At 46.5% G+C, this 25,771-nt stretch carries 23 protein-coding genes; 11 read left to right on the top strand and 12 right to left on the bottom strand.

Annotated elements, in window-relative coordinates:
* Window positions 1-325: 325 nt before the first annotated feature.
* Genes GJR95_RS22325 through GJR95_RS22315 form a run of 3 tightly spaced genes read right to left on the bottom strand, consistent with a single transcriptional unit; the run spans window position 326 to window position 1,967 of the window.
* The gene (locus GJR95_RS22325; protein WP_162387966.1) at window positions 326-1,537 is read right to left on the bottom strand and encodes a VapE domain-containing protein; all 1,212 of its coding nucleotides are present in this window, start codon (window positions 1,535-1,537) and stop codon (window positions 326-328) included.
* A gap of 20 nt (window positions 1,538-1,557) precedes the next feature.
* On the bottom strand, window positions 1,558-1,710 hold the full coding sequence (locus GJR95_RS22320) for a hypothetical protein (protein ID WP_162387965.1): 153 nt from the start codon (window positions 1,708-1,710) through the stop codon (window positions 1,558-1,560).
* Window positions 1,707-1,967 carry a hypothetical protein gene (locus GJR95_RS22315; RefSeq protein WP_162387964.1) on the bottom strand — a complete coding sequence of 87 codons (261 nt, stop codon included), beginning with the start codon at window positions 1,965-1,967 and terminating at the stop codon, window positions 1,707-1,709. Before GJR95_RS22315 ends, GJR95_RS22320 begins: the two co-directional genes overlap by 4 nt.
* Window positions 1,968-2,070: 103 nt before the next feature.
* Between GJR95_RS22315 and GJR95_RS22310 the strand changes: the two genes are divergently transcribed.
* Window positions 2,071-2,475, top strand: a complete 405-nt coding sequence (locus GJR95_RS22310; protein WP_162387963.1) for a helix-turn-helix domain-containing protein — start codon at window positions 2,071-2,073, stop codon at window positions 2,473-2,475.
* Window positions 2,476-2,782: 307 nt separating this feature from the next.
* Here GJR95_RS22310 and GJR95_RS22305 read toward each other — a convergent pair whose 3' ends face one another.
* Window positions 2,783-4,024, bottom strand: a complete 1,242-nt coding sequence (locus tag GJR95_RS22305) for a hypothetical protein (protein ID WP_162387962.1) — start codon at window positions 4,022-4,024, stop codon at window positions 2,783-2,785.
* Window positions 4,025-4,600: 576 nt separating this feature from the next.
* Between GJR95_RS22305 and GJR95_RS22300 the strand changes: the two genes are divergently transcribed.
* Window positions 4,601-5,914: a glycoside hydrolase family 2 TIM barrel-domain containing protein gene (locus GJR95_RS22300; protein WP_162387961.1), complete on the top strand. Its 1,314-nt coding sequence runs from the start codon at window positions 4,601-4,603 to the stop codon at window positions 5,912-5,914.
* A 32-nt stretch (window positions 5,915-5,946) separates the two neighbouring features.
* On the opposite strand, the gene GJR95_RS22295 is transcribed toward GJR95_RS22300, so the two are convergent.
* Together GJR95_RS22295 and GJR95_RS22290 are read right to left on the bottom strand one after the other, a co-directional pair.
* On the bottom strand, window positions 5,947-8,478 hold the full coding sequence (locus GJR95_RS22295) for a glycosyltransferase family 2 protein (RefSeq protein WP_162387960.1): 2,532 nt from the start codon (window positions 8,476-8,478) through the stop codon (window positions 5,947-5,949).
* 683 nt (window positions 8,479-9,161) lie between these two features.
* Entirely contained in the window at window positions 9,162-9,692 is a 531-nt protein-coding gene (locus GJR95_RS22290) for a hypothetical protein (protein ID WP_162387959.1), read from the bottom strand.
* Between the two features lie 510 nt (window positions 9,693-10,202).
* On the opposite strand from GJR95_RS22290, the gene GJR95_RS22285 reads away from it, so the two are divergent.
* Complete coding sequence (locus GJR95_RS22285; protein ID WP_162387958.1) at window positions 10,203-10,589, top strand: hypothetical protein; 387 nt, start codon at window positions 10,203-10,205, stop codon at window positions 10,587-10,589.
* A 12-nt stretch (window positions 10,590-10,601) separates the two neighbouring features.
* Here the strand turns inward: GJR95_RS22285 and GJR95_RS22280 are convergent, their stop codons facing one another.
* A complete protein-coding gene (locus tag GJR95_RS22280) occupies window positions 10,602-11,468 on the bottom strand; it encodes an SMP-30/gluconolactonase/LRE family protein (protein ID WP_232541291.1) in 867 nt (288 codons plus the stop codon).
* Window positions 11,469-11,835: 367 nt separating this feature from the next.
* Between GJR95_RS22280 and GJR95_RS22275 the strand changes: the two genes are divergently transcribed.
* The 3 genes from GJR95_RS22275 to GJR95_RS22265 are packed head-to-tail and all read left to right on the top strand — an operon-like array spanning window position 11,836 to window position 15,077.
* On the top strand, window positions 11,836-14,073 hold the full coding sequence (locus GJR95_RS22275; protein WP_162387956.1) for an ATP-binding protein: 2,238 nt from the start codon (window positions 11,836-11,838) through the stop codon (window positions 14,071-14,073).
* A gap of 3 nt (window positions 14,074-14,076) precedes the next feature.
* Window positions 14,077-14,508, top strand: coding sequence for a response regulator (locus GJR95_RS22270; RefSeq protein ID WP_162387955.1), 432 nt, complete (start codon window positions 14,077-14,079; stop codon window positions 14,506-14,508).
* Entirely contained in the window at window positions 14,505-15,077 is a 573-nt protein-coding gene (locus GJR95_RS22265; protein ID WP_162387954.1) for a biliverdin-producing heme oxygenase, read from the top strand. Before GJR95_RS22270 ends, GJR95_RS22265 begins: the two co-directional genes overlap by 4 nt.
* Before the next feature lie 18 nt (window positions 15,078-15,095).
* Here GJR95_RS22265 and GJR95_RS22260 read toward each other — a convergent pair whose 3' ends face one another.
* Window positions 15,096-17,144 carry a PAS domain-containing sensor histidine kinase gene (locus GJR95_RS22260; RefSeq protein ID WP_162387953.1) on the bottom strand — a complete coding sequence of 683 codons (2,049 nt, stop codon included), beginning with the start codon at window positions 17,142-17,144 and terminating at the stop codon, window positions 15,096-15,098.
* Between the two features lie 476 nt (window positions 17,145-17,620).
* On the opposite strand from GJR95_RS22260, the gene GJR95_RS22255 reads away from it, so the two are divergent.
* The 5 genes from GJR95_RS22255 to GJR95_RS22235 all read left to right on the top strand — a co-directional run bounded on the left by GJR95_RS22255 (window position 17,621) and on the right by GJR95_RS22235 (window position 20,397).
* Window positions 17,621-18,352: a hypothetical protein gene (locus GJR95_RS22255; RefSeq protein WP_162387952.1), complete on the top strand. Its 732-nt coding sequence runs from the start codon at window positions 17,621-17,623 to the stop codon at window positions 18,350-18,352.
* Window positions 18,353-18,361: 9 nt separating this feature from the next.
* Window positions 18,362-19,033 carry a hypothetical protein gene (locus GJR95_RS22250; RefSeq protein WP_162387951.1) on the top strand — a complete coding sequence of 224 codons (672 nt, stop codon included), beginning with the start codon at window positions 18,362-18,364 and terminating at the stop codon, window positions 19,031-19,033.
* A 105-nt stretch (window positions 19,034-19,138) separates the two neighbouring features.
* Entirely contained in the window at window positions 19,139-19,294 is a 156-nt protein-coding gene (locus tag GJR95_RS22245) for a hypothetical protein (protein ID WP_162387950.1), read from the top strand.
* 130 nt (window positions 19,295-19,424) lie between these two features.
* Window positions 19,425-19,877, top strand: coding sequence for a type III secretion system effector protein (locus GJR95_RS22240; RefSeq protein ID WP_262889723.1), 453 nt, complete (start codon window positions 19,425-19,427; stop codon window positions 19,875-19,877).
* Window positions 19,846-20,397: a hypothetical protein gene (locus tag GJR95_RS22235; RefSeq protein WP_162387948.1), complete on the top strand. Its 552-nt coding sequence runs from the start codon at window positions 19,846-19,848 to the stop codon at window positions 20,395-20,397. Before GJR95_RS22240 ends, GJR95_RS22235 begins: the two co-directional genes overlap by 32 nt.
* A gap of 120 nt (window positions 20,398-20,517) precedes the next feature.
* Here the strand turns inward: GJR95_RS22235 and GJR95_RS22230 are convergent, their stop codons facing one another.
* From GJR95_RS22230 to GJR95_RS22215, 4 genes are read right to left on the bottom strand one after another with little or no spacing between them, the layout of a single operon-like run.
* Window positions 20,518-22,887, bottom strand: a complete 2,370-nt coding sequence (locus tag GJR95_RS22230; protein ID WP_162387947.1) for a M43 family zinc metalloprotease — start codon at window positions 22,885-22,887, stop codon at window positions 20,518-20,520.
* Between the two features lie 4 nt (window positions 22,888-22,891).
* Window positions 22,892-23,386, bottom strand: coding sequence for a hypothetical protein (locus GJR95_RS22225; protein ID WP_162387946.1), 495 nt, complete (start codon window positions 23,384-23,386; stop codon window positions 22,892-22,894).
* A gap of 20 nt (window positions 23,387-23,406) precedes the next feature.
* Window positions 23,407-24,333: a Calx-beta domain-containing protein gene (locus tag GJR95_RS22220; RefSeq protein ID WP_162387945.1), complete on the bottom strand. Its 927-nt coding sequence runs from the start codon at window positions 24,331-24,333 to the stop codon at window positions 23,407-23,409.
* A gap of 29 nt (window positions 24,334-24,362) precedes the next feature.
* The gene (locus GJR95_RS22215) at window positions 24,363-25,766 is read right to left on the bottom strand and encodes a RagB/SusD family nutrient uptake outer membrane protein (RefSeq protein ID WP_232540825.1); all 1,404 of its coding nucleotides are present in this window, start codon (window positions 25,764-25,766) and stop codon (window positions 24,363-24,365) included.
* Between the last annotated feature and the right edge of the window lie 5 nt (window positions 25,767-25,771).

The following is a 25,771-nucleotide window of genomic DNA, read 5'->3' as shown; positions in this document are numbered from 1 at the left end:
ATTTTGGCGGCAAAATACAATTACCAGAGCCGCCAAAATAAAAGCGAGTGAATGAAAAAAAAATTAATTTTCAAAAAGTAGGGTACTACATCCTACTACCTACTACAATCGGCGTTAACTCACTGGTTTACCGCCCCTTACAACCCCGTTCCTCAAAAACCCTACTTACTACATCCTACCTAAAAATCGCCGTTTTGTAGTAAGTAGTAGTAAGTTTGTAGTAGGTTAATTCTAACAGAGTTACTACATATAATAGACTGATAGTCTGAGTGGTAGGTAGTATGTAGTAAGTGTAGTAGGTTGTTTTAGGAAAAAAAGTTTTTTTTTAAAACGGGTTATCCGGCGTGCCTACCGGCTGGTCGGCAACGTTCAACAGGTTCTCACTCAGGTAGTAGCCCCAAACTGGTAATTGTCCTATTCGGGTCTGTGCCTTTTCGACGCCCATTTTCTTTAACGCCCGGCCCATATTCTCACTCGTTAACCGGACGGTATTGCTGGCCAGTTGGGTTAGCCGCTCCACCAGCTTGTAGGGCTGGTAGAACGTGCCGCCCTGCTCTTTGGCTACCGGCGTGAAGTATTGCAGCAACATCTGGTATTCGACACTATCGCGGCCATAACGGGCATTGTTGTTCTCGCTGTGGGCAATCTCATCTTTGTCGAGTTGAACCGGGTAATCGTTCTGAAACAGAAAATAGGCTTGCGCCCAGACTTTGTTGATGTCAACGGCTCGATAGCCGTTCGGCCCCCCGTTGTCGTGATTGATGGAGAGCACTTCGAAGACGATCCAGCGCACGTTTCCCGTTTCATCGACCAGAAATTCGCGCTGGTTGGTCGAGCCAACGAACGACGCCCGGCGTGACATAATTGAATCCTTTTTGTCGTAGGGAAGCCGCAACTTGATTTGTGACTCGGAGAAAAACGCCTTCGCCCGGTTGACATCCTGTTTGCTTAATCCGGCCAATTCATCAAGGTTAATCATAAAGTTTTCGGCTAAGGATCGCTTCGAATCTTTGCCCTCAAACTCAATATTCTTTTTAGAATATTCGGCTAGGCCGGTGCCTTGCAACAGGTTCTCAAAAAAGTAGGTTTTGCCGTCATTCTGATTGGAATAAAAGGTAAAGCAATGCTTATTAAAGGCGATGGCATTAAGCCCTTGCGCCACCATGCGCACCAGCATTTTTTTGAACTGTCGGAGGTAAAATTCCTGATCCGTTGTGCGTACATAATTAGCCAGAATACCGATGTAATCCGTTTTATTATCCCAGGGCGGCAAACTCTCAAAGTATTCAAGAATGGGATCAAAGCGGGGCACAAATGACGATTTCAATAGAGCGGCTAACTGCTTATCAAAGCCCGTAAAGCCTTCACGCAGCAGCTCTACTTCTAAATCGGCAGGGTTGAGGGTTTTCCAATCGGTTTCCTGTTTGGGTTTGTATTCCAGGTCAATCGAAACGGTGTTAAATCGAAAGTCATACTTGTTTTCCAGGTAGTTCATAATGAGTAAAAATTTTATGGGTTTATCAGCAGCTTTGCTCATTGGGATTGAGTCAAACGGATTTAGGGGAACTCCACATAAAAAGTCCGAAAGCTTTTGCGCTTCGTAGACTCAAAAAACAGGCGGGTCGCATCGGCGAAATTCTCAGCGTTAACATTGACCACGCCTTTAATTCCGCGCCCTAAAGTGCGGTAGTGAAAACGGTATTTTTTCATAGGGCTGCATCGGAGATAGGTTGATTCTCATAGTCAAGCACTTCGTCGGCAATGACGACAATCATAAAGGGAGCTTTACCAATGTATTCGGAGTACTGCCATACATCGCGGAAGGCCCTCCAATAATTTGTCTTGTCTCGTTCACCCGCATCTAACAGCTCAGCCTTGAACCGTAGCTGGTTGGCTATTGTAGCGTCTTTGTAAGCAATACCAAGAACATTTAATGATTTAGAGTGGGATTTTTCTCCTTTGCTCATAGTAAAAAGTTGGGGGATTGGTTAAACTTTGCATTAGTTTTACGTTCAAACGTGTAATAAGTACGCCAAAACGTTCGCAACGTTACATAAATATGCTACCATAATGCAAACTTTTTCCGCAAAAAATTTTGATATGGAACATCACGGAGAGAAACTAAAATCAATAACTAAGACTAAAGGCTACAATATCAGTCAGTTAGCGGAGTTATTTGGGCTGACTAGAGCAGCGATAGAGAAACACTTTAAGAGTGAGAGACTTACACGAAAAGTATTAAAACCTTATTCTGAATCATTTGGCTTTTCACTGGATGATTTTTTCAGTGGAGAAGCGATTGAGTTTGCAAATAGGGTTGCAAAAAAGTCAGATGTAAGTAACGAAGATGTAGTAACTCTACAAAGAGAGCTAATTGAATGGCAGCGTAAATACATTTCGCTGCAAAGCGATTATTTAGAACTGACTAAACGTTTTTTTCCGAACGCGGCTCAACTGGCTATGGCACTATCATAAGTGAGGCAGTTGGTAAACCATACAAAAAGTAAGGATTATTCGGCTAAACGGCTGAGTCGCAGTACTGTACAGAAACGAGGAAATCCGATATTCTCCACCCAATTGCAAATTACCAATAACAAGGCCGCTTCAGTTTCCTGAAGCGGCCTTGTGCGTTTAACTATTCCAAGATTTAAAAATCTTTCCGTAAATAAGAAAAGCACAAAATCTATTGAATGATTTAGAAGAATATCTGGAATACAAAGAATCATATTCACGAATAGGAAGCTTCCACATGATGCTCCACAACTTTTGAAGTTGATCCCTTTTATTGGCTTAACTGGAGACTAGCTCCTTCCTCCCATTTTAACCGAACGGGTAGATCATAGATAATCCGACGAGCAGCGGCCACAACGTTTTGTGGCAACACAACTTCGTGTTTTACGTGTACGATATCGGTGCTGGTCGGTATCTGCCCACACGACCACGTTGATGGATCATTCCAGTTGCCATCATGAACCGAGTAAATCTCTCCCGTGCAAACTGGGCCAAGTTTAACGATCCAGGCAGAAAGATCAGTGTTCGTTTTCCCCTGCACATCGCCATCGGTAGAAGCGGTGGTGCCAACCAGCAGATAACCCCCATCGTTACTGGCAACCGCACTTTTTATTGTTTCTGCCGATGAACCACCCACTTTTTGTAGCCAGCTTTGGTTCTGTCCTATTAGGTTTTGCAGTCGCAGATCGCCACTGCGTTCGTTTACTACGTCAATAATGGTATGGTTTGTTGGATTGACACCGGCAACAAGCAACGATTTTGTACCAATTACACGTCCTGACAAACTAAATCCTTCTATCACATCACCGTTTTCCCCAATTGTAATAGCTTGGTTCCCTGTACTATTAATTGCTCCTGTGACAATGAATGACCCATCGGCATAAGGATTACGGATAACATCATCAAAGTTGTTACCAGTAATATGCTTTCTCCATGTCATAGTTAGTTGTTGGTCCAGTTTAACAACCCAGGCCTTTTCATTTAGATCGGGATCACTGGCGACACCGACCAGCAAATAATTTCCATCTATGGTTTGAATAACTTGCTTGGCATTTGCAATAGGCCTGGGATTATTCCCATAGTTACTGCCTACAGTCTTTGAGATCGTATTATTACCTTCAGAATCAAACTTGTAAACCTCTGAATAGGTCCCGTTCCGCCCCGACTGCGTATATCCAGCTGCTAGAAAACCACCATCAACAGTATAAATCAGGCTGGTAAAGGTTCGTACCAAAGAAGCAGATTCAGTTTCATTGTTAGCAAATGATTTCACCCATTGAGTTACTCCATCAGCATTCAGGCGTGCCAGCGACCATCTAAATTTATTGTAAACCAGAACACCAAAACCTCCATCTGGAATAGCAGTTATATAAGTGGGCGTATTGCTGTAGGATGGAAGTTCAGGGGAAGGAGGAATGGAACTTTGCCACAGTGTACTGCCTGACTCTGATAATCTCAATACATCACCGTAAGAGATGGCATAACCGTTGCTACTGGCCCGGGTAATTTGCAAGATTGAAGTAGTGTAGGCGGGCCCGAGTATGCGTTGCCATTGAATGGCAGGTGGTTGAGCTGTTTGTGCTTTTGTGGGTAGAGTAATGGAAAGCGGCAGACATAGCCAATAAATACCGGATAGAACTCGGTATTTGTTCCTTATAAATCGAATCATTACGAATGATGGCAGCCTTTTCTGGCTATCGATGAGTGTTGTAAAAGGGAAAAGATAAATTGCGGGAAGTGGACTCTTCCTAAACCAATTGATTTAGCGGCCTAATTTTACAGATTATAGAAGGCACGGCAAAATGTAGTTATTATTCGGCATGTCGTATACATTAATTTCTAGCGTTTATCCTATATCGTATAGGCCAATGCGTTATGAACAAAAGTAAAACAGAACCACCATTCCAGGAGCAATAACCGCTAATGCTGCCTGCTAATCAAGATTTTCAAGACTATCCATTGGCCGATCATATAGCGTCAATAGGTGTATAGCTCATTTTAATGTGAGTCCGTTTTAGGCTCCATGCATTGGGTGACGCAATGATTATTTAGTAGTCAAGAAATAAGGACTTGCGTAGCCCGCTTTCTCATGCAACGATTTCTATTGTTTTTCTGTCTCCTGGCCTGCTTTGTCATCAACAGTTGTTCCGATGCGTCTACTTCCCGTCAGAACGCTTCGTCGGAGATAAAGCCAACAGCCATCCGTTATGATGGTCAGACCTACCAACTGTTACGATATGGTAAACCCTATTTCATTCAGGGAGCAGGAGGAGTAAGTTATCTCAATCAGTTAAAAGCCTGTGGAGGCAACTCAATTCGCATCTGGGACGATCTTGAAGCGGGCCCAATATTGAAACAGGCCCACACATTAGGGTTAACCGTATTATTTGGCCTGTGGGTGGAACGCGAAATGGAAGGTTTCGATTACGATGATCAGTCGGCGGTTGACCGGCAATATGAGCGAATTCGTAAAATTGTATTAAAATATCGATCACAGCCCGCCTTATTAATGTGGTGCGTCGGCAATGAGTGGGCGCAGGCTGCCGATAATTTCAAGGTGTTTGATGAAGTGAATCGGATTGCTAAACTGGTTCACGAATTAGACCCTGATCATCCGGTTACTACGGTGATCTCACCCGATAATGAACGTGCCGTCTGGCTAGTCCGTCAACGTTGTCCGGCTATTGATATTCTGGCTGTCAATTCCTATAAACTGACCGAGAAGCTAGGGGAGATTTTCAAAAAAGGAGGATGGGATAAACCCTATCTAATCTCCGAATATGGTGCACAGGCTTATTGGGAAACCCCAACTACACCCTGGGAGGCCCCCATTGAGCCTACGAGTCTCCAGAAAGATCAATATGTGACGCAGATATATCGCAACTACATCGGTTCACGACCCCCAAATTGTCTGGGCTCTTATTTGTTCTATTGGGGCTATAAACAGGAGGAAACTCAAACCTGGTTCAGTGTTTTCGATGAGCAGGGACGATCTTCTCCACTGGTCGATCTGGTACAATTGCTCTGGACAGGAAAAAAGCCTGCCAATCAGGCTCCGGTCGTACAATCGTTGTTGATTGATGGTCAGAATATTACCCACAAATCGTTTACTGGTTCGCCTTCATTTCACCGGGCGCAGTTGGTAACCACCGATCCTGAGCGCGATTCGCTAACGTATCATTGGGAAATAAAACGTCGCGCCCAACATTCCGCCGACTATGTCGGTACACCATTACCTGCACTGAAAGGACTGATCCAGGAAACATCAGGAGCATCGATTACCTTCAATTTACCCCGGCAGCCAGGCTCCTATCGGCTCTTCGCTTATGCCTATGATACTCATCGGCACGTTGCTACGGCCAATTTTGCCTTTCAGGTAACAGAGTCCGAATCAGACAATTAATTACACAGCCCATTATCTATTCGTACTTTTGGTCAGAGCCGTTGATTCAAAACAGAGGATTGCGGATCAAAAACAACCCCTTTTACTTCCAGATAGCGCTCCTGAATCATGGTCAGTGCGTCCTTGATCCAGCGGGTTGATTGTAACTGACCAGATACAGTACCAAAATGAATGAGCAGAATTGGCTTCTGGCGTATGCTATACGACGAATGTGCCCGAACCGTATTTCGTGGAATTTGATAAAGGGAAGCAAAAGACCACTCATGCTCGGCAGGCTCATTCATAGAATCATTGTTGACAGATAGGCCGAGCCAGTCTACATACAACTCACCAGGATAGTAGTCCGTTATGGTCGAAGGCCGGGCCGGACACCAAACCCAGGCAACATTCTCGATTTTGCGTTCCTGGTAGAATTGCACGAGGTATTGCCAGGTTTTCTGGTACAACGCCAGCGTCGATTCCTGCTCTATGCCCCAGGGATGGCCAGGATCATCGAATTCGGGCATGAAACTAATCAATAGAGGGCGTTTGTAGTGCTTGATATCCTCGGCGAACTTGACCAGAACTGTATCGTAACTCCCGGTCAGTATTGTCTGTAAAAACGAACGAATTCCCTGATCTGTACTGGATTGACCCAGCCTTGGTTCGAGATAGAGTAGCGGTATCTGAGTTTCTGATTCAGGCCAGATCGGGTGTATCCTACCTGAACTGGCTTTTAGCGGTATGGCAATATGCTCGGCAATAATAAGACTATCAGACAACGCAAGGTTTCGCCGGGATACGGAAGCCGATGTACGCTCCACGCCAACATAAAACGACTGGGTATTGGCATGTCGAATGTGAACAGGCAGATGAGCCGTTCGCTGCTCATAGGTAAAAATGGTCATGCCGGTAGCCGCTACGACTACGCCAATAAACAACGGAATGGCTGACAGCCGTAACCAATAATATAATCCATAACGAGCCTGCCAGGCTGCTAACCGAATTGACCAGAACGATGCTTTTCGCCGGGACAACTCATCAATCAGGCGACTTACCCGTATCAGTAGTTTTTCCTGACCAATCAGCACATTAATACCCAGAATGATCGCATTCAGCAGGGCAAAACCGATCATCATTCGGGAGTAAATATTGCTGTGGGCAAACCGTCCGTAAACGTAAATGCTATAGCCAATGGTAGCAATGGAGACCAGACTCATTACCAGATTGGGCAATATCAACATGAAATTATTCCGGGGCCTATCTTCTTTAGGCGTTGGAATGTAAGGCACTTCGACCCGAAAAATAGTATAAATTAAACCCAGTACGTAAATCCACCAGGTGCCACTTGCCAATAGTCCACCAATCAGATGGAAACCTGCTTCATGCCTTTCAATCAGCCACCGTTGTGCATATTGCCGAATCAGGAAAGCCGTTGCCAACAGCGGGAAATAGGCGGTTGCAAATACGGGCAAATCCAGTTTTAAGGGCAAATGCATCGTTAACAGCGAACCAATTGGAATCAGTAAATCGATAAGTTGTACGACGCCCAGCAGGTAATAAAGTGGTATGGTCCCGTAATGGAGCCGCTGCCGGAGCGACAGCCTGCTGAATAGCTTTGGATAGGTAATGAGCAGAAGTTCAAACGTACCTCGGGCCCATTTGAGTTGTTGTTTGTAATAAGCCGATAGCGTAGCTGGCACTAAGCCATAGGATAACGGTAGTGGAATATACACTGATTTCCAGCCTTCTGCGTGCAAACGCATAGCCGTATGCATATCTTCAGAAAGTCCGTTGGCATGCCCTCCGATCGAGTCGAGGGCGGCCCGGCGAAATGTGCAGTTAGCCCCAATAGCTTGCGTCGTACCATATTGACCCATACAGGTCATCATTGGTCCGTAAAAGCTATACGTTTGCTCAGTTGCCCCAAAAGCGACAATACTTTCCTTACCATTGTAATACCCCTGCACGCATTGCACGAATCCAATGGAAGGGTTTTCAAAATAAGGCAATACATGATCCAGAAAGTCAGGAACGGGTACATGGTCCGGGTCAATGACCAGGCAGATTTCTCCGGTAGCCTGTTGAAGAGCGTTATTGATATTACCCGCTTTGGCATCGTTCTTTATCCGGCGGGTTACGTGTCGAACACCCAGTGCCTCACATTGTTGCCTTAAATACGGGTCGTCGGCTTCATCGCAGAGGTAGGTAGTATGCGGATAATGCATGGCCTGAATAGCCCGTAATGTATTCAAAACCATATCGTAAGGTTCTCCCGCACAATAGGTGGTCATGACATCGACTGTCCAGGTTCGGGTGACAACAGGAGGAGTTGGCGGTACTACTTTCCAATAGTGGTACCATTCATGCAACAAACGGAGTAATTTAAAAACAACGGAAATTGTCAGGAGCACGAATAGCCAGGAATAGCCCCAGTTATCAGGCTGAAAATATACGCCGATAAAAGCGACCCAAAATAACAATCCTATCAAAATCAGCACCCGTAACGGACGATTATCGTGTGCTGTAGATGTAAAGTTATAACGTGAGTTGGGCGATGATTCAGTAAAGGTTGGCCACTTCATTATGAATTGGGCTATCTCTTTTATTTAGACTTTATTTTTTGAGCAAGGTCAACTGTGTAAACTACCTTCTTTTTACACCAGACCACCAGCATTTTTCCGTTCAGGAGTGTAAGAATACGGATTCCTTAACGTCCCGGCATTAAACTTTCCTTAAACCCTATCCTTTTGGCGCAAGAAGTAAATTGTGAGCTACAAATCTCCCCTGGCAGGCCCACTAGTTTTTTTTATCGTTGGCAACGGTTAACCGATGGATGGCGTATAGGCAAGCGAATAGGTAATATGAACAAGATGAAGTAAAACGCCCGGTCGATTGAACCGGGCTGTTTTTTGCACCAACTAACATCAATCCGCTCTTCAGGCCTCAGCTATAATCACCTCAATTAAACTTATTTCCTGAATCTTACTACTTATAACTGCATTTTCTCAGCTTTTGGTTTTCACCTTAACCATCTTTTAACCCCAGCGCCTATACTAACTGCTTAACTTTGTTTAGAAGGTTTTTGGAAAAGAGGATGGTTAAAAAACGCCGGGCTTATTAGGCCCGGCGTTTTTATGTTAACGTCTTTTAACATATGACCTCGTACAGACCAGCTATCTTTGCGGTCTATAAAGAAATATCTCATAGGTTAAGAAAACGGTAAATGCCGGTCTAGCTTGGGCCGGCATTTTTTTAGGTAAAGCCCTTACTCGGGTCTAGTATTCACGGCAATAGCAAGACCTCGTTCAATGTAGCCACGTGTATCAATAAACAGGCTATCCAGATAATTCATCAACGCCAGAACGCTAACGCGGGCCGGACTAGCTGTTCCATCAAGCCAACGCTCTGACGAAACAATACCCAGGGTTGTAATAACCAGTTTAAGTGGGCCCGACACTATCTCAATCTGGGTTTCGCTCCGGATTAAACTCACCTCCTCGCGTTGATCCCAGTAAGGATATCCCAATCGAAAACATTGTTTAGCTTCCGATTCGGTCAAACCTGGCAACGGCCGAAGCAGTAAACGCACACTATGCAGGGGCACTGTACGCGTAAACGATTCTCCATGGAAGCAAACACCGGCTGTTGGTGTCATCGGATTACCATCTATTCTGTCACGAACATAATTAAGGATACCAACTTCCCCATGTTTAGCATGATCAATAGCATTGATCTGTACCTCCTGGCCAAGATATAAAATCAGCTCTTTCGCCGTCAGTGTTATCTGTATGCTCATAGTCGCCTATTTAACCCTCTTTCCGAGCTTTAATAGATCTTCGCTACGATGATCCCGGCATTAGGGTTTAAATATCGGATGGGAATGTCCTTTCAGCAAGAAAATATCCGCTTTTTGTGCCACTAATAAACAGAGAACACCATTTCAGGTACCAAATTCTTTACAATTCACCTCAATTGTCAGCTTAGACACGTTCCATATAGAGCGGTCATAAACGAATAGATCACTACTATGGATATACGTTTTAAGCCAGAGGCCAGCTTTGTGCCTATCTGCCCAAAACGGCGAAATCCAATAGCATAATCCTGTCGTATGTACTTCTGAAAAGAAGCTTACAACGTTTTAGATCAGGCTACTCCAATGGGGCTGCCTGATTTTTTATTGGCACAGGTTGTATGTATGATTGACTGGTAAGCGATTTAGTAGCCTGACCAATAATCCTGCTTTTTCTGACCATCTATTCCAACGAATTTTCCCCTACTGGAGTCATGGCTATATACTGTTCAGGGTATGAAACAAAACCTTCTTTTTCTGATCATCCTAGCTGTAATGATGATCGAATGCCGTTCCAATACAGATATTTTGCCAACGGGTGTCTGGTCCGAAGGGTGCGTTGAATTAGCACCTTATCAGGGGGCCTATCGCCTTAGCGGCATGTGCTGCGCCTATCTGCTAATTCCAAAAATTGAGCTGAATCAATCCCGTTCATTTACCGTCAATGGCAGTTATCATGCCTTTACGGGCGCAGGCTTTAGTAATGTTCCCATCCAGATAACGGGCCAGCTATCATCCGATGGCAACGAGCTGACCATTGGTTACTCGCTCAATTCATCGCCTGTTATACACAGGCTTACATCCGGTCCGGCGAAATTAGCCTGCTTTTGCGGATGCGATTAGTAGACCAAGCTATTATTCTACACCTTTTACCTGCATTTGAAGCGTATAAATAGACTCCGATGCTGTAATAAACAAGGTGCGCCGATCTTTACCGCCGAAACAAATATTGCCAACCCAACGGGAAGGCACCGGAATCGTCCCCAGCTTCTTACCGGCAGGGTCATAGACCGTAACACCCTTCCCTGACAGATACAGATTACCCTGATTATCAAGCGTCATGCCGTCAGAACCCTGCGCAATATAAAGTTGCCGATTTGTTAAGCTTCCATCTGAATTGATCTGGTATTTATAGGTTTTACTGGCCCGAATGTCGGCAACAAACAGGCTCTTACCATCGGGAGTGCCGACAATACCATTGGGCTGCATGAAGTCACTATCGACGATAATGGCCTCTTTGGCATCTTTAGGGAGATAATAAACCTTCTGCCCATCGATATCCGGTTTTTTTCGCTCCCAATAGTCGCGCTGGTAATAGGGATCGGTGAAATAGATACCCCCTTTGGGGTCAATCCATAAATCGTTGGGGCCATTCAGCCGAAGACCCTTAAAGTTACTCAGGAGGACAGTAATTTTCTTTTCCGGGCTAATAGACCACAATTCATCCTTTTCATCGGCACAGGAAATCAAATTACCTTTTTTATCAAAATATAATCCATTAGATCGACCAGCTTTATCCATATAAACCGACAGTTTTCCGTCTGTGTCATACGTCCAGATTTTGTCGTTGGGTTGATCGGTGAAGTAAATGACTCCTTTCTTATCAACAGTTGGCCCTTCAGTAAACGCGAACTGGCTCGAAATTTGGCGAAGTGTAGCACCTGGGGCGACAACTTTTACGGAATCAACTGCCTGGGCATTAACCATATGGCCAACGATCATGAGGCCTGTCAGCAGCAGTAGTAGTACTCGAAATCTGGCGTTGCAGCAGTTATTCATAAACAGTAAAAACGTTAGACATAGGGAAGACGGATCTATCAGCGGTTCTACTGTTTCTGGCATCAGGATCTACAATAAGAGCGCAATTGGTGGCGTCAATCAGATGACCAGAGGGATCATTTGGCGTACGGATAACGTAACTACAAGCGCACTAACTAGCTGACATAAAGCAACCTGAAAATTACTCATAGAAAACAATAGTGCCATCGATAGGTTTCTATAAAACAGATTTCGTCTATGCTTATATTGCAAACCGTCATTGCATTTTTTTTTGTTTAGCCCTGGCAATCTGTGAACTTATTCTAGTTGAATGACTCTTTCAAACGTTGACCTAACTAACTGTGAACGAGAGCCGATCCACATTCTCGGTTCTATTCAATCATACGGCTATTTACTAGCCATTTTGCCTGATACCTATACGATCGTTCATGCGAGCGACAACATGGCCGATCTACTTGACATTTCAGCTGACCAGCTACTGGGGCAATCGCTTGGCTCGATACTAGCCAAAACTGATTTATCGGTCAATGCGCTGGTTGAACTGCTGAACGTAGGCCGACGAAGCGGTTCATGGGATAGTATGAACCCACACCAATTCGTTATAAACGAAAAAGCCTGGAATCTCATCATTCATCAACATAACGGGCTTATTATTCTGGAATGGGAACCCATTGGTGACCATAATCCGCTCAGGAACCAGCAACTGATTGCGCAGGCACTGACGGAGGTTCAGGCAAGTCGAACCCTCGCTGATCTATTACAAAACACGGCTCAGCGTGTAAAAAAGATTATTGGCTTTGACCGGGTTATGGTCTATCGTTTTGAGTCCGACTGGCACGGGCATGTTATAGCCGAAGCCAAAGAGCCTCATCTGGAACCCTATCTGGGTTTGCATTATCCGGCATCCGACATACCACGTCAGGCTCGTGAATTATATAAAGTTAATCTGGTACGTTTGATTGCCGATGCCACCAGTACTCCATCGCGCATCTTATCACAGCCAGGTTGGCCGGAAGATCACCCGTTAGATCTCACCCATTCCGTACTCAGAGCCGTATCACCCATTCATATCGAGTACCTCAAGAACATGGGCGTGCAGGCGTCCATGAGCATTTCCTTGCTGTATCGGGGCGAATTATGGGGGTTAATTTCGTGCCACAACACGGTTCCCCGATTCGTCGATTATCCGGCGCGGCAGGCCGCCAAATTTGTGAGCCAGCTGCTTTCGACAGCGCTTGAGTTTCGTAAGGACGAAGAAGATCAGAGTAATTTGCTGCTCTATCGTCAGCATGGCCAGTACATTCATGAGCAATTATTGATCGATGAGAATGTAGTGCAGGCCCTCACAAAACGATCACATACCATTCTGGATCTGACAAAAGCTACCGGAGCGGCCCTTCTGTTCAATAATCACATTTACCGACTGGGAAAGACGCCCAGCGAGGTTGACATTCGCGCACTGGCCGACTGGCTCAAAGCAAGTGATACCGAAACGTTTCTGGAGACGAGTCAACTCGCTGCGCTGTATCCACCCAGCGAAGAATTTCGGGATATAGGTGCAGGGCTTTTAGCCATTGTTCTGTCAAAAGAGCTAAATGAATATGTTTTCTGGTTTAAATCCGAACAGATTCAGCAAGTTACGTGGGCCGGAAACCCGGATAAGCCCCTAACGGTCGGTGAAAATGGGCAGGGGCGCATTAGTCCCCGAAAAAGTTTTGAAGCCTGGACACAAACCGTCCGGAACACATCGGAACCCTGGTCGGAGGCCGAAGTGTCGACTGTAATCAAGCTCCGCGAAGACGTTTTGCAGGTAATTACCAAACAGGCGAACGAAATACGGGTCTTAAACCAGCGGCTGCAACTGGCCTATGATGAACTGGATGCGTTTAGTTATACCGTCTCGCACGATTTGCGTACGCCTTTATCGTCGATCCGATGTTATTCGGAAATTCTGCTTGAAGAATACGGTCAGGACTTTCCGCCGGATGCCCACGTCCTGTTCCAGAAAGTTATTGACTCTACGGAGCGAATGCGGGCCCTCATCCGGCATATTTTGTACTATTCACGAATGGGTCGTACCGAGTTGAATACCGAGCCAATTGATATGCGCCATTTGCTGGAGGGTATTCGGGAAGAGATTCTGGTTACGGCGAAAGACCGGTCATTAACAATCGACATTGGCGACACACCGCCCATAACGGCCGATGAAACGATGGCCATTCAGTTATTTACAAATTTGCTTAGTAACTCAGCTAAATACACTCGCTTATCTCCGGAAGCCATTATTCACGTCACTGGAAAACAAACTGACGGCGAAGTCATTTATTCGGTGGAAGACAATGGTATCGGTTTCGATATGAAACAGGCGGGCAAGATGTTTGATTTGTTCAAACGATTAGAAAATGCCCGGTCTTTTGAAGGCTCCGGTGTTGGGCTGGCCATTGTTAAACGAATTATAAACCGGCATCAGGGTAAGATCTGGTATCACAGCGAACCCAACCGGGGAACAACTTTTTACGTTTCTTTACCGATAGCAACTACCTCATAACGTATGGCAGATGTTCTATACATCGAAGATGATGCGAATGATGCAGATATATTCAGCCGGCTGATGCAGAAGTTACAGCGCCCCATCACCTACACTATTCTTAGCAGTGGTGCCGAAGCGGTTGATTATCTGACTGGACAGGGTCAATACCAAAAGCAGATCACTCCCTTACCTAAGCTGTTGTTACTGGACCTCAATCTGGTCGGTCTTAGCGGCATTGAGGTCGTACAGCGTGCCCGCATCCTCGATCGCACACGATTCCTGCCAATTATTGCGTTCAGCACATCCGATAACCCAAGCGACATTCGATCTGCCTACGAAGCAGGGATCAACGCCTATGTTGTAAAGCCGGGCACTTATCAGGCAACCGGCAAATTGTTAAGCCGTCTGTATGATTTCTGGCTTGAAAACAACACCCGAATCGATAACAAATGACATCTTTACCCGAACGGCTCCGACAGGAATCCCGAACGCTACATGAGCAGACGGAACAGCTTTTCTATACCGAATCACTTCGAAATGGGGCCCTATCGGCCGCAGAATACGGCCATCTGCTTCGCACTCATCTGGTATTTCATCAGGCTTTGGAATCATCCATTGACCGGCATCCTGCTTTCTTTGAGGAATATGAACCCAAAACCCGGCAAAAAACACCATGGTTGACGGCCGATCTGGCCAATCTGTCGCTATCGCTGCCCCAACCGATGCCTAACTTGTTTGCGGGCTGGTCGCCGGTTGCTTTGTTAGGAGCGGCCTATGTTGGTGAAGGTTCGATGCTGGGCGGCACGGTTATCTGGAAACTCCTCCAGAAAAATCAGGCAGTACAACCGTTGCTGGCAAAAGCCCGTTTTTATGAAGGGTATGGTTCAGAAACCGGCCATCGCTGGCGTGATTTCGGTGCTTTTCTGGTTCGAAAAGGCGATGACAATTCCGATGAAGTTGTTGCATCAGCCAAACAAACATTTATTGCCTACCAAACTGTTTTCCAGCGAACGAAATCCTGATGACGACCATGCAACGGTTTATTGGATTTTGCCCGGTAAAGATTCAAAAACGGGTAGAAACACGTTAAATGTCGATCCGTGACCCGGCTGGCTGGTTGCATCGATAGCCCCACCGTGACTCTCGGCCACGCGCTGACAAATGGCCAGTCCAATACCCGTTCCGCTATAAATGGTTTGAGCGTGTAACCGCTGAAACGGCGTAAAAATACGGTCTTTGTATTTTTCGTCGAAGCCAATTCCATTGTCGGCAACCGTAATCAGCCAGAAAGATCGCCCTGACTGATCCTGAAGTTTCTGGGGAAGTTCGTTGGTCAGGGCCGGGTGAAAACGGATCTGTAGCATGGGTTGCTGGCCCGATTGCGCAAATTTAAGTGCATTGGCAATCAGGTTCTGAAAAAGCTGCCGAAGCCGTGATGCGCTACCCAACACAATCGGTAAAGGCTCCGTATCAATAATGGCGTTTTTCTCGGCAATCGTCATTTCCAGATCGCTGATAACATCCGTCAGTACGTTGGCCAGCGGAATCGGCAGGAAGGGTTCCCGCTGCGTTGTGAGTTGAGAATACGCCAGCAAATCTTTAATCAGCATTTGCATACGCCGGGCCGACTTCTGAATTCGCCGGATCAGATCGGTTTCACCATCTGACAGGCTATCCATAAATTGACTCTTCAGCATATCGCTAAACGACTGAATACGCCGGAGTGGCTCCTGCAAATCGTGCGAGGCTATCTGGGCAAACTGTTGCAGGTTTTCATTCGAGCGTTTAAGCTCGGCGACGGCCTCTTTCAATTCAGCAGCCTGCTGCAAAGCCGCCAGCTCGGCCTTTTTCCGGTCGGTAATGTTGTTGAAAGTAACCACAACGCCATCGCTTCCCTGCTTAACAGCCGATACTTCAAACCATCCCTCCAGGCCAAATTCGTCCTGGTAATACTGAATACTACCTTCAGCCTGCCCGGTGTCAACAACCCGCACATACAGGTCATAAAAGCCGTTTTCACGATTTCCGGGGAATACGGTCAATAACGACCGGTCAATAATCTGATCAGGCGTCATAAAGCTACTTTTGACAACCGCTTCATTGGCCGTATGCATCATAAAATCAATGATCCTACCGGCCTCATCACGCATAGCGGTCATGGCGATAATACTATTGAGCGAAGCGTCCAGTGTAGTCCGTAACTGGTGCGTCTGTTGTTCCAGATCCCGGGTTTGCTCATTGACCCGCTCCTGAAGTATTTCTTCCGTGCGTTTACTCGACGTAATATCAATGACGGTTCCCGTAAATCGGCTGGCTACCCCCCGTTCGTTAAAGAAAGCCTGGCCATTGGCACGAATCCAGCGAAGCCTGCCGTCTTCAATGCCAACTGTTCGGTACTCAATATCATAACGTCCGTTGCTTCCTGGTTTCAGGGCAGCCTGCACAATCTCATCGGTTCGCGCCCGGTCATCGGGATGAATTCCCCGCAAAAACACAGCATAATCTATCTGGGCAGTTGGTGGTAGTCCAAAAAGTTCTTTCGTGCGATCCGACCAGACCAGTTCTCCGGTCAATGGATTCAGGTTCCAGGTTCCTAATTGAGCCGATTCAATCGCTAAGCGTAGCCGCCCTTCAACCTCCAGAGTGCGAATTTCAGCGCGTTTCCGATCCGTCACATCGACCAATACACCGGAGAACGTCACAGGTTGCTTATGTATATCATAGGTCAATCGTCCGCGTGCAAGAACCCATTTGGGTTCATGACTATCGACAACGATTCGATATTCGGCTTCGAAACTGCGATCCAGATGCATAGCCTCATCGATCAGAAGCGAGACGTGGGGCCGATCATCGGGGTGAATATTGTTGGTGAATGTGCTTAGTGGCAATCCATTTGCCTCTGGCGTATCAGTTATGCCAAAAAGCTGAAACAAGTTTGAATCGCCAAAGACTCTATCGCTGCCAATATCCCAGAACCAGGTTGCAATCAGCCCTATACTAAGGGCAGTCTGCAACTGATCATACGAACGAAGCAATACGTGTTCTTCTGGAGGATGTGGATTAGGCTGAGCAGCAACAGGCTGATTCATGCGTCAGTGGCTTGTATCGAATAGATACACTAAACTAGTAAATAATGGGTTTAGTTATCAACAAATGGCAGGCCAGAATAGACTAATCCTAAAGGACGCCAATAGTTCAGGTAGTAATTGCCTTCATCTCAAACCCTGAAGCATAATCACCTTCAGGGTTAAAGTCGTCTTCGCCCATTGGGCCTTGTACCTTCTCGCTGTTCAATTAAACAGCTAAAGTTGATTTAAAAGCGGCCTCATATACATACGCAAGCCCCTAATTGGCTCCAGATTACTTGAACATATCATACTGCATGGTTTCATTTTCCAATAAGGCGAAACCCTATTAGCGTATTTAGCTAAAAAATATCTCTTTTTATACCCTAACATCTCTACACAGTTTACTTTTAAATAAGTTAAAAACAAAAATTTATATAATAAGATTATTTTTTTTCGGTTAGCCTTTATTATTATTGCCGCAAATTAATAGTCTAATTATGAATTTAAGATTACTTAAACACTACACATTGCTATTCATAACTGTTCTGTCGATCAGTTCCAGTGGATTTGCGAAGGATGAACCTGTCGACAAGGTCGACATGCCCACACTGTCAGTCAGCAAGAGAAAACTGCCTGTCCCTGTTTCGCCAGCCCGTAAAGGCCAAAACAGCCGCTTTGATAATGACCCCATCCGATTTACCCTCCGGGCCAACAAACAGACAGTCGCTCCGGGCGAAGAAATGGAACTTACCATAACCGCTCACTATCTCGACATTCTTTCTTCGCAACTGTTTATTCTTCCCGGATCAAATGCATTTGCAATAAAAGTTCTAACTCCTGATGGGTTTATACAAACCGGCGGGGACTATGCTGATTACATTGGTACTCAGCTTTCGCCTACCAACCCCAGTGTAACCTATACTTTGAAAGGCTATTTTACGAAAGCAGGACAAGCCTCAGCATTCAGACTCCTGCGTGGACAGGCAAATGCTAATGCAGCTAGTCTGTTTGTGGAGAAAGCTCGCTTATCCATCAAAACCAATAGCTATAAAGCTGCTGCCAGAGTGGCAAGTGACAACATCGTCTTAACCGCTAATTGTGAAGGATCTAACCTATCTATCAGCGGATCTTTAACAACCAGTAACAGTAATCGCATAAGTATTCTGGTTTTTAAGGATAATGCTATTGTGAATGCAATCAATGATCTGGTTGGCCCCTCCTTTAGTTAGACCGTTTCGATGAGTGGCAGTGGTTCATACTATGCCAAAGTGCGGGAGGTCAACAACGATGCCAATGAAGTCAATTCGTCGGTCGTTGCTGTTAACTGCTCGTCTACTCCTAATCCGCCCACAAATCCAAACCCGCCTACCGGAGGGTGCAATTTCAACCAGGGTCAATATTTGTTAACGACCAGTTGGGGAGAAGTTATCTACGCACATCAGTATAATGGGTACTGGTATGCCGCCTATGCTGACGGATCAAATTTCAAACCCCGCCATTGGCTCGAAGCCGTTAGTTACGGGCAAGCCAGTTGCTTTGCCGAAGAGGACCCAAAAGCCAACCCGACTGGAGGAACAACAAATCCGCCAACTACAACAAATCCACCAGCGAGTGGTGATTGTTCAGTAGCTAGCCCTCAAGGCCATGTTGATGCCCTAACCAGCACAGGGATTTGGGGCTGGGCATTAGATGGAAGCGATTTGAATAAAACCGTGATAATCGATATTTATATCAATGGAGTTAAAGTGGCTTCGGGCAAAGCACGGGAAGATCGATCGGACTTAGTCCCTGCCTTTGGTAACAATCCAGCAGCCGTTATCATGGTTTTCATGCAGAATGGGATTACAACCGAGAAGGGTCAAATACCTATACCATTACCGCTAAAATCTGCGGTACCAATACGGTTTTAGCCAGTCAGCAGGTAAGTTTTTCTGATTCAAGTCCAGGAGCTAGAAAACAGCCATGCGAAGAGTGCATTCTACTTAAGGAGGTAACCGTAAAAGCAGCAAAATATCGTGATAATGGCCAGCCGGCGGGAGATTGGGAGGGCAGGGACGGCGGCTCCAGCGATTCGGGAAATACGGGCTCAAATGATGGTAGTGGTAACAATCCTGGAGGTAATACCAATCCCGGAGGTACAGGGACTGGTTCGGGGAGTGGGCAAATCCTAAAATTTACTTCTACTAAACTAGGACCCTATATTAATGAGATTGAAGTCAATTTAACCGACCCTTGCCTTAAAGCGGTTACCGAATTTGTATTTAATATGACAAGTGGAGCTTTGGTGAGAAAGTGGGCCAGATGATGATAAATCTTATGTCGTCTAACACCCAAAAGAAAATATTCTTACAACAGGGATATGATGCTGACAAAGGACTTGATGGCTGGTATTTACCATCAAGTGGAAACGGCCAATTAAACTATAATACAAATGCATTAGGCCAAGCAAGTGAAGAGTATATTGCGGCTACCTTGATTCATGAACTCGTACATGGATACTATCATGAAATAAATAGTAAACCACTTGACAACGATGCTGATCACAACAATATGGCATCAGACTATGTACAACCAATGGCCCAGGCTTTAGTGGGGTTATATGGTATGCCTCAACAAGACGCTATAGATTTAGCTTGGGGAGGATTAGGGGCTACGCCCCAGTTTAAGGCTTTATCACCATCAGAACAAAATAGAATTATACTAACGAATACAAATTATAAAAATGGCTCACTGGGTAAAAAAGATTGTCGTTAATAAGTGGTCCTGGGTATATTTTTTATTCCTTTTTTCTCTGGAATTTACCCAAGCGCAAACCGAAAAACCAGTACGATTTCTCTATACTGAACCTAGAAATGGTAAACAGAAATCGGCTAGTTATTTTCTGGACGATTTTGCATTAAGGGCTAACGTGCCTGATGCCGGCTGTTATTTTGCGATGGGCTACTTTCGTTTTCACCTGGCTGAAACGGGGAAAATAGATAGTGTTGCATTCAATGGTGATCTGCGTGAGGAGTTAAAGAAACTGGGCGAAAATAAAATTTTGGAGAGCCAAAAATACTGGCTCTGTAAGACTTGCACACAGACGAAGGGGCATTGGTTTACGCTACCGGTTTACGTAGCATATACTACCGCAACTCCCTGCCCGGATAACCCCATTTACAGCCAGTCAGTACTTTTTTGGGATAATCTGTTTAAAAATAATCAAGATGAACAACTACAAATAGCACCAAATGAATGGTTGCTGGCTCCCATCTATGCGATTAAAATGAGATAAGTAACGGGGCAGCCTTGTCTAGCTGCCCTAACTTTTTATACAACGGCTCTACGAATTTTAAACACAAAACAATAAACCAAACGGAGCCGGATTTTAATCCGGCTCCGTTTGGTTTATTTTCTAATTCTTCACGACCCGTTTCCTGAACACCTGATCGCCAATTCGGACTTCCACGAAGTAAACCCCGCCCGAGGCCGATTGTAGATTAAGCGATTGCTCGAAGGTATCGGCGGTTTTCTGATGCGCCTGCCGGACAATTTCAACCCCATTCAGGTTGCGTACGGCCAGTACCAAAGCGCCCTTGAGCGGACTGCTGAACGAGACGGTCATCTGTCCATCGCTTGGGTTAGGTGTTACCGAGAGGGCCTGTTCAACCAGTGGGTTGTTGGCCGTTACGGTACCCGCCCGCACATACACCTGCACAACGGCCTGCGCTGTACACAGGTCCACGCCCGAGCCAGACACCGTATAGGAAGTGGTTTGTGTAGGCTGTGCTACGACCTGTGGCCCTAAGGTTGTGTTCAGACCCGTACCGGTCCAGTTAAAAACGCTGGCTCCCGTGGCGCTCAGCGTAACGGTTTGCCCCGGATCGATAAATACCGAAGTGGAGGCTACCTGTACCGACGGCTTCATGCCAATGCGGGCGGTAATGTTGTGCGAAACGTTTATCCCCAGGCTATCGGCATAACGAAGCCAGTCACCTTTCTGGTTTTGCCGCCAGGCGGTAGCAAATAAGGATTCACCATTTTTAGAGGTTACGAGCGCAACAGTATCTCCGGCAGCGTAGGGCAGCGTAATACCGATGTGATAAGACAATCCGAAAAGCGGTACGTTCCTGTCGAACGTTACCGTTGTTGGGCGATTGTTGGCTACGTCGTCAAGAATGACCCGGAGTGGAACATCTTTCTGACCCAGAATAGCACCGGGGCCATTCTGGAAACCGCGACCGTTCCAGACGGTCACCGTTACAACCGACTCGGTAGAAGCTCCTTTGGCTGCTTTAGCCACACCAAATTTCAGCGATGCGCCAGCCAGGTTATTATAACTCAACGAATTATCGAAAAACTCGGAAACGGCCTGCGCTTTTTTACTGTTCTGACCGGCCAGATAGCCTGTTCCGCCCGGTTCCCGTATCACTGTAGGTGTTCCACTAAAGTTGGTAACCTCGGCACAAAGTCCCTGATTCAGGACTTCGACATATTCGGTACGAACCAGCGGGTCCGACTGGCCAATTGCATTCGTTGTCACGAGTGTTACTTTGAACTTGCCAGGCTGAGCATAGGTAACCGTCGGATTTTGTTCGGTAGAAGTAGCTGGTGTACCGCCTTCAAAGGTCCATTCCCATTTGGTCGGGAATCCACCCGACAGGTCGCTGAACCGCACCTGACCACCGAGTAGTACTTTTCGGGTGTTGGCCTGAAAGTTCGATGTAGGTCGGGTAGCCACCTGCGTACCGCACACGTTGGCGGTCAGCAGACTGTTTCGGCGGGGGCTGATTTCCATAACGGCCCGAATCCGGTCTTTTTGATTCAGCGTGAAGATATTCATGCAGGCATCATTGGAGTAGTCCATATAGTTCTGCACCATGTTGGCTCCTCCGCAAGTGACCCGGCCCGTTGGGCATCCACTACTGGCCGACGCCTGTGGGGGCGTATCGGCGCAGAAATCGTCACCACAGGCGGCATCGCCCCAGATGTGCCGCAGACCCAGCCAGTGGCCTGTTTCGTGGGTTAGTGTACGGCCCAGATTATAGGTAGGCCGCATGGTCGGGAAATTGCCTTTGCTGGCATTCCCAAACGAACGGTAATCAATCACTACGCCATCGGTGCTGGCCGGACTGGCAGCGGGTATACCCGGCAGATTCGATTGACTTGGAAACTGTGCGTACCCCAACAATTGCCCACCACCCGCAACGACTTCATTCAGGTCAACAACCCAGATGTTGTAATATTTATCGGGATTCCAGTAAGTACTGGGTTTCAATACGCCATCAATATCACTGGTATTCCAGTTAGTCCGGTTGCCATTGTACCGATCAATACCCGGTTCGGCCATGTTCTGGCCCTGTGGGTTAACCACAGCCGAGCAGAATTCAATTTCAATATCGGCTCCGACCGCATTACTGTTGAAACCGGGTGTTCCGGCCTTCCGGCGGTAATCTTCGTTAAGCGTTTCCAACTGCGCCTGCACCTGCGCGGCACTAAGATTTCGCCCGCTACCGACAGGTTCTCCATTATGCACAATATGAACAACTACCGGAATCGTAATAACCGTTGCCGTTTGCCGACTGGAAGCCATGCGCTTCTTGATCTCAATCATTTTGAGCTGCAACTCCCGTTCGAAATCGTTGAGCGTGCCGAGCTGCGGAAATCTGGCCCGAAGCGCACTATCCATTTCCATAGTCGCACACTGGCCTGACTTCAACGTTTGCGCCTGTACGGATTGACCAAGAATCACAACGGCTGACAGGCAGAGTAATAATCGAAACATACGCCTATTTGGTAGTAACAGAGTTGAACGTAAACCGGTAGCTGGCGTTTATATCCTGAAAATACAGCTCAATCGTCAAAACGTTTGCCGTCAGCGTTTTAAGTGTTGCCAGATACTTACCATCCAGGACAGGGATATAAAACGCCAGGGTTGCATTCGCATTGACCAGATCCCAGCTATCAGTCAGGTAAATATCCGGCGCATTGGCTGCGCATTTGGTGGCTCCTTCGCTTGCTTCCAGTTTGTGTTCGGCATTGGCATAAAAAGTAAGCAGATCGTCGGTAATACAGGGATCTATACCACTTTGATTAACTGGTATCACACCGGACCCAGTACCGTCGTCAAAAATCTGAAAAGAAACCATCTTCCAGGTTTTTTTATCAGTACCTGTCAGCAACTGGCTATAGGTCGTTGGTTTGGGTTCAAGTTTCTCTGAACACCCTCCCAGCAGCCATCCGACTACACCAGGAATCAGCAATAAGCGTATAAATTGGCGCATAATTCAGCGTATTAGTCAGATTATTGGGGCGTGTATGTCTGGGTAAAAAGTAGTGTCGTGTCACGAAACGTGGTTACGGTGTCACGAACCATTTGAATTCGAACTTTTGCCTGAAGATTCAATGTGATCTGGCGATTGCGGGGATTCCAGGCACCACTGCCACTAAGCGAACCATTTGTACCGAGAGCCGCATTGCTCTGTGCCGGAACCGTCAGTGAATTATCACCATTATCGGTAAAGGTTAACGTTGGTTTGTCAGCATTAAAGCCAAACAGCGTACTATTGCCAACCACCACGTAATTGATCAGCCCAATATTCCAGTTGCTCAGGGTGTACAGCTTACAATCGGTACTGGTTATTTCTATGCCCGACGCCGTTGCCTTTTGTCCGGCTACAACACCACTTCCCGTATAGGTTCCACCAAACAGGCAATCATCTTTAATGGTCAGGGTGAATGTTTTACCGAGTGGCACTTCTCCAGTACCAAACCCAACCTGCAACGAACTGGGCTGAACACCCGTCAGGGCAAACGTAAGCGATTGCGAATCCAGAATATTGTTGGCATTGTTGATCAACTGTACCGAGATTTCCCCGAAGCTCTTATTGGCGGGTATAATAACCGTTCCTTTCGTACCAACAATGGTATAATCTTTTCCTTCGCGAGCTGTGCCGCTAACGGTGTAATTGACCGTGATCGGCTGGTTCAGGATCGGCCCAACGTTATGTACCCGCACCGCAATGGGCTTGCTGTAGCTTTCCTTATAAGTCAGCGTTGAATCGGTAAACCGAACAAAATACGGCCCCTCAAAGGTGCGGTTTACGTCTTCCTCCTGACAGGCGCCTGCAATCCAGCCAACGACCACAACGAGCAGCAGGGTGATTAACCACTGCCTGCCTGGATTTAGTCTTTCCAGACCGGATTGTTTATAAGTAGTTTGATCTTTCATTTTGTAGCTTCCACTGAATCAATGTTCTGCTAATAACCGGTATTTTGTTTCAGGCTTGGGTTTTGCTGGATTTCGCGCTGTGGAATTGGCCAGACTTCATAACGGCTGTTCCAGTTTGGCGAAAAGGCCGACATAACCGCTTGTGCGCGTGCCGTCCGAACCAGATCGTACCAGCGTTGTCCTTCAAAAGCCAGTTCATACACGCGCTCCCGCTCAACGGCCAGCAATACATCGGCCTGAGCCGTAACTGAAACGGCGGGTGCTTTGGCACGAGTCCGCAATACGTTCAGATCGGCAACAGCCCCATTCGCTCCCGTCAGTTTTCCCTGCTGAGCACGTGCTTCGGCGCGAATCAGGTACATCTCGGCAAGCCGAATCAAGACAATATTGTTATTATCTTCTGAAGCGGTGCCGTACTTAAGCACGGTCCAGCCATTGTCGTTGCCTTTTAGATTCTGAATGCTAAATCCGATTGTGGAATTACGCGTACCCGACTCCGTCGAGTTAAGCGCGGCCACAACCTGATTGGAAGGAATGACCTCCCGACGGCTTACAAACAGGTTATTTAAGCTAAAATTGCCCGTACCGGGATCATCAGACAGGTTATAACCAACTTCAAGAATCGATTCAGCCGTAAAATCTCTGAGCACCAGATCTGAATAATTGGTTTGCAACGTATACACGCCTGAACCAATCACAGTGGTAGCCGTTTGTTCGGCCAGTGCCCAGTTTTTCATATACAGATAATAACGGGCCATCGCTGCCTGACAGTTGATCTTATTCATGTAGGTGGCATTGGTCGTTACATCCGTAGACCCGGATGCTACGGAAGGCAAATCGGTTAATGCGGCCTTATAGTCTGCCAGCACGGCGGTCAGGATATCTGCCTTGGCTGTTCTGGCGATGTTCCGGTTCGTAGGCTGATCTGTAGTCGTTACATTCGGAATATCGCCGTAAGTGTATGCGCCAATAAAGTTAGCCCACCCGCGCATAAACTTGGCTTCTGCCGTTACCTGTTTACGTGTGGCCTCAGAAACGCCACTCACCAGTGGCAGCTTTTCCTGAATAAAATTGGCGATGTAAATCGTGTTGTAAAGACCACCCCATAAAGCGTCGATGGCCCCATTGGTCGCTGTAATCTGCTTCGTTCCCAGTTCCCGATAATCGGTGAAGGTTCCATTGTGCTGAATGTAATCAGCTGTAAAGTCACCGGCAATCATGTTAGGCGACGCCATTCCCCGGAAAGCACTGTATAAGCCGATCCGGACGGGTTGTACGTCGTTTGGCTCGTTAAGTACCAGATCGTCAACTAACAGAGCCACGGGTTCCTTGTTTAGCACCTGCTCACAGGAGGCTAAACCAAGCATTGCTATTACTAAACTATATCGTACGAAGCGAATCATATTGAACGTTGCGCTACCTGTCGAAGCCATGCGAA

Source organism: Spirosoma endbachense (assembly GCF_010233585.1).
Classification (GTDB): Bacteria; Bacteroidota; Bacteroidia; order Cytophagales; family Spirosomataceae; genus Spirosoma; species Spirosoma endbachense.
The sequence above is the reverse complement of the archived record's forward strand: the minus strand, read 5'-3'. Positions and strand labels throughout refer to the sequence as shown.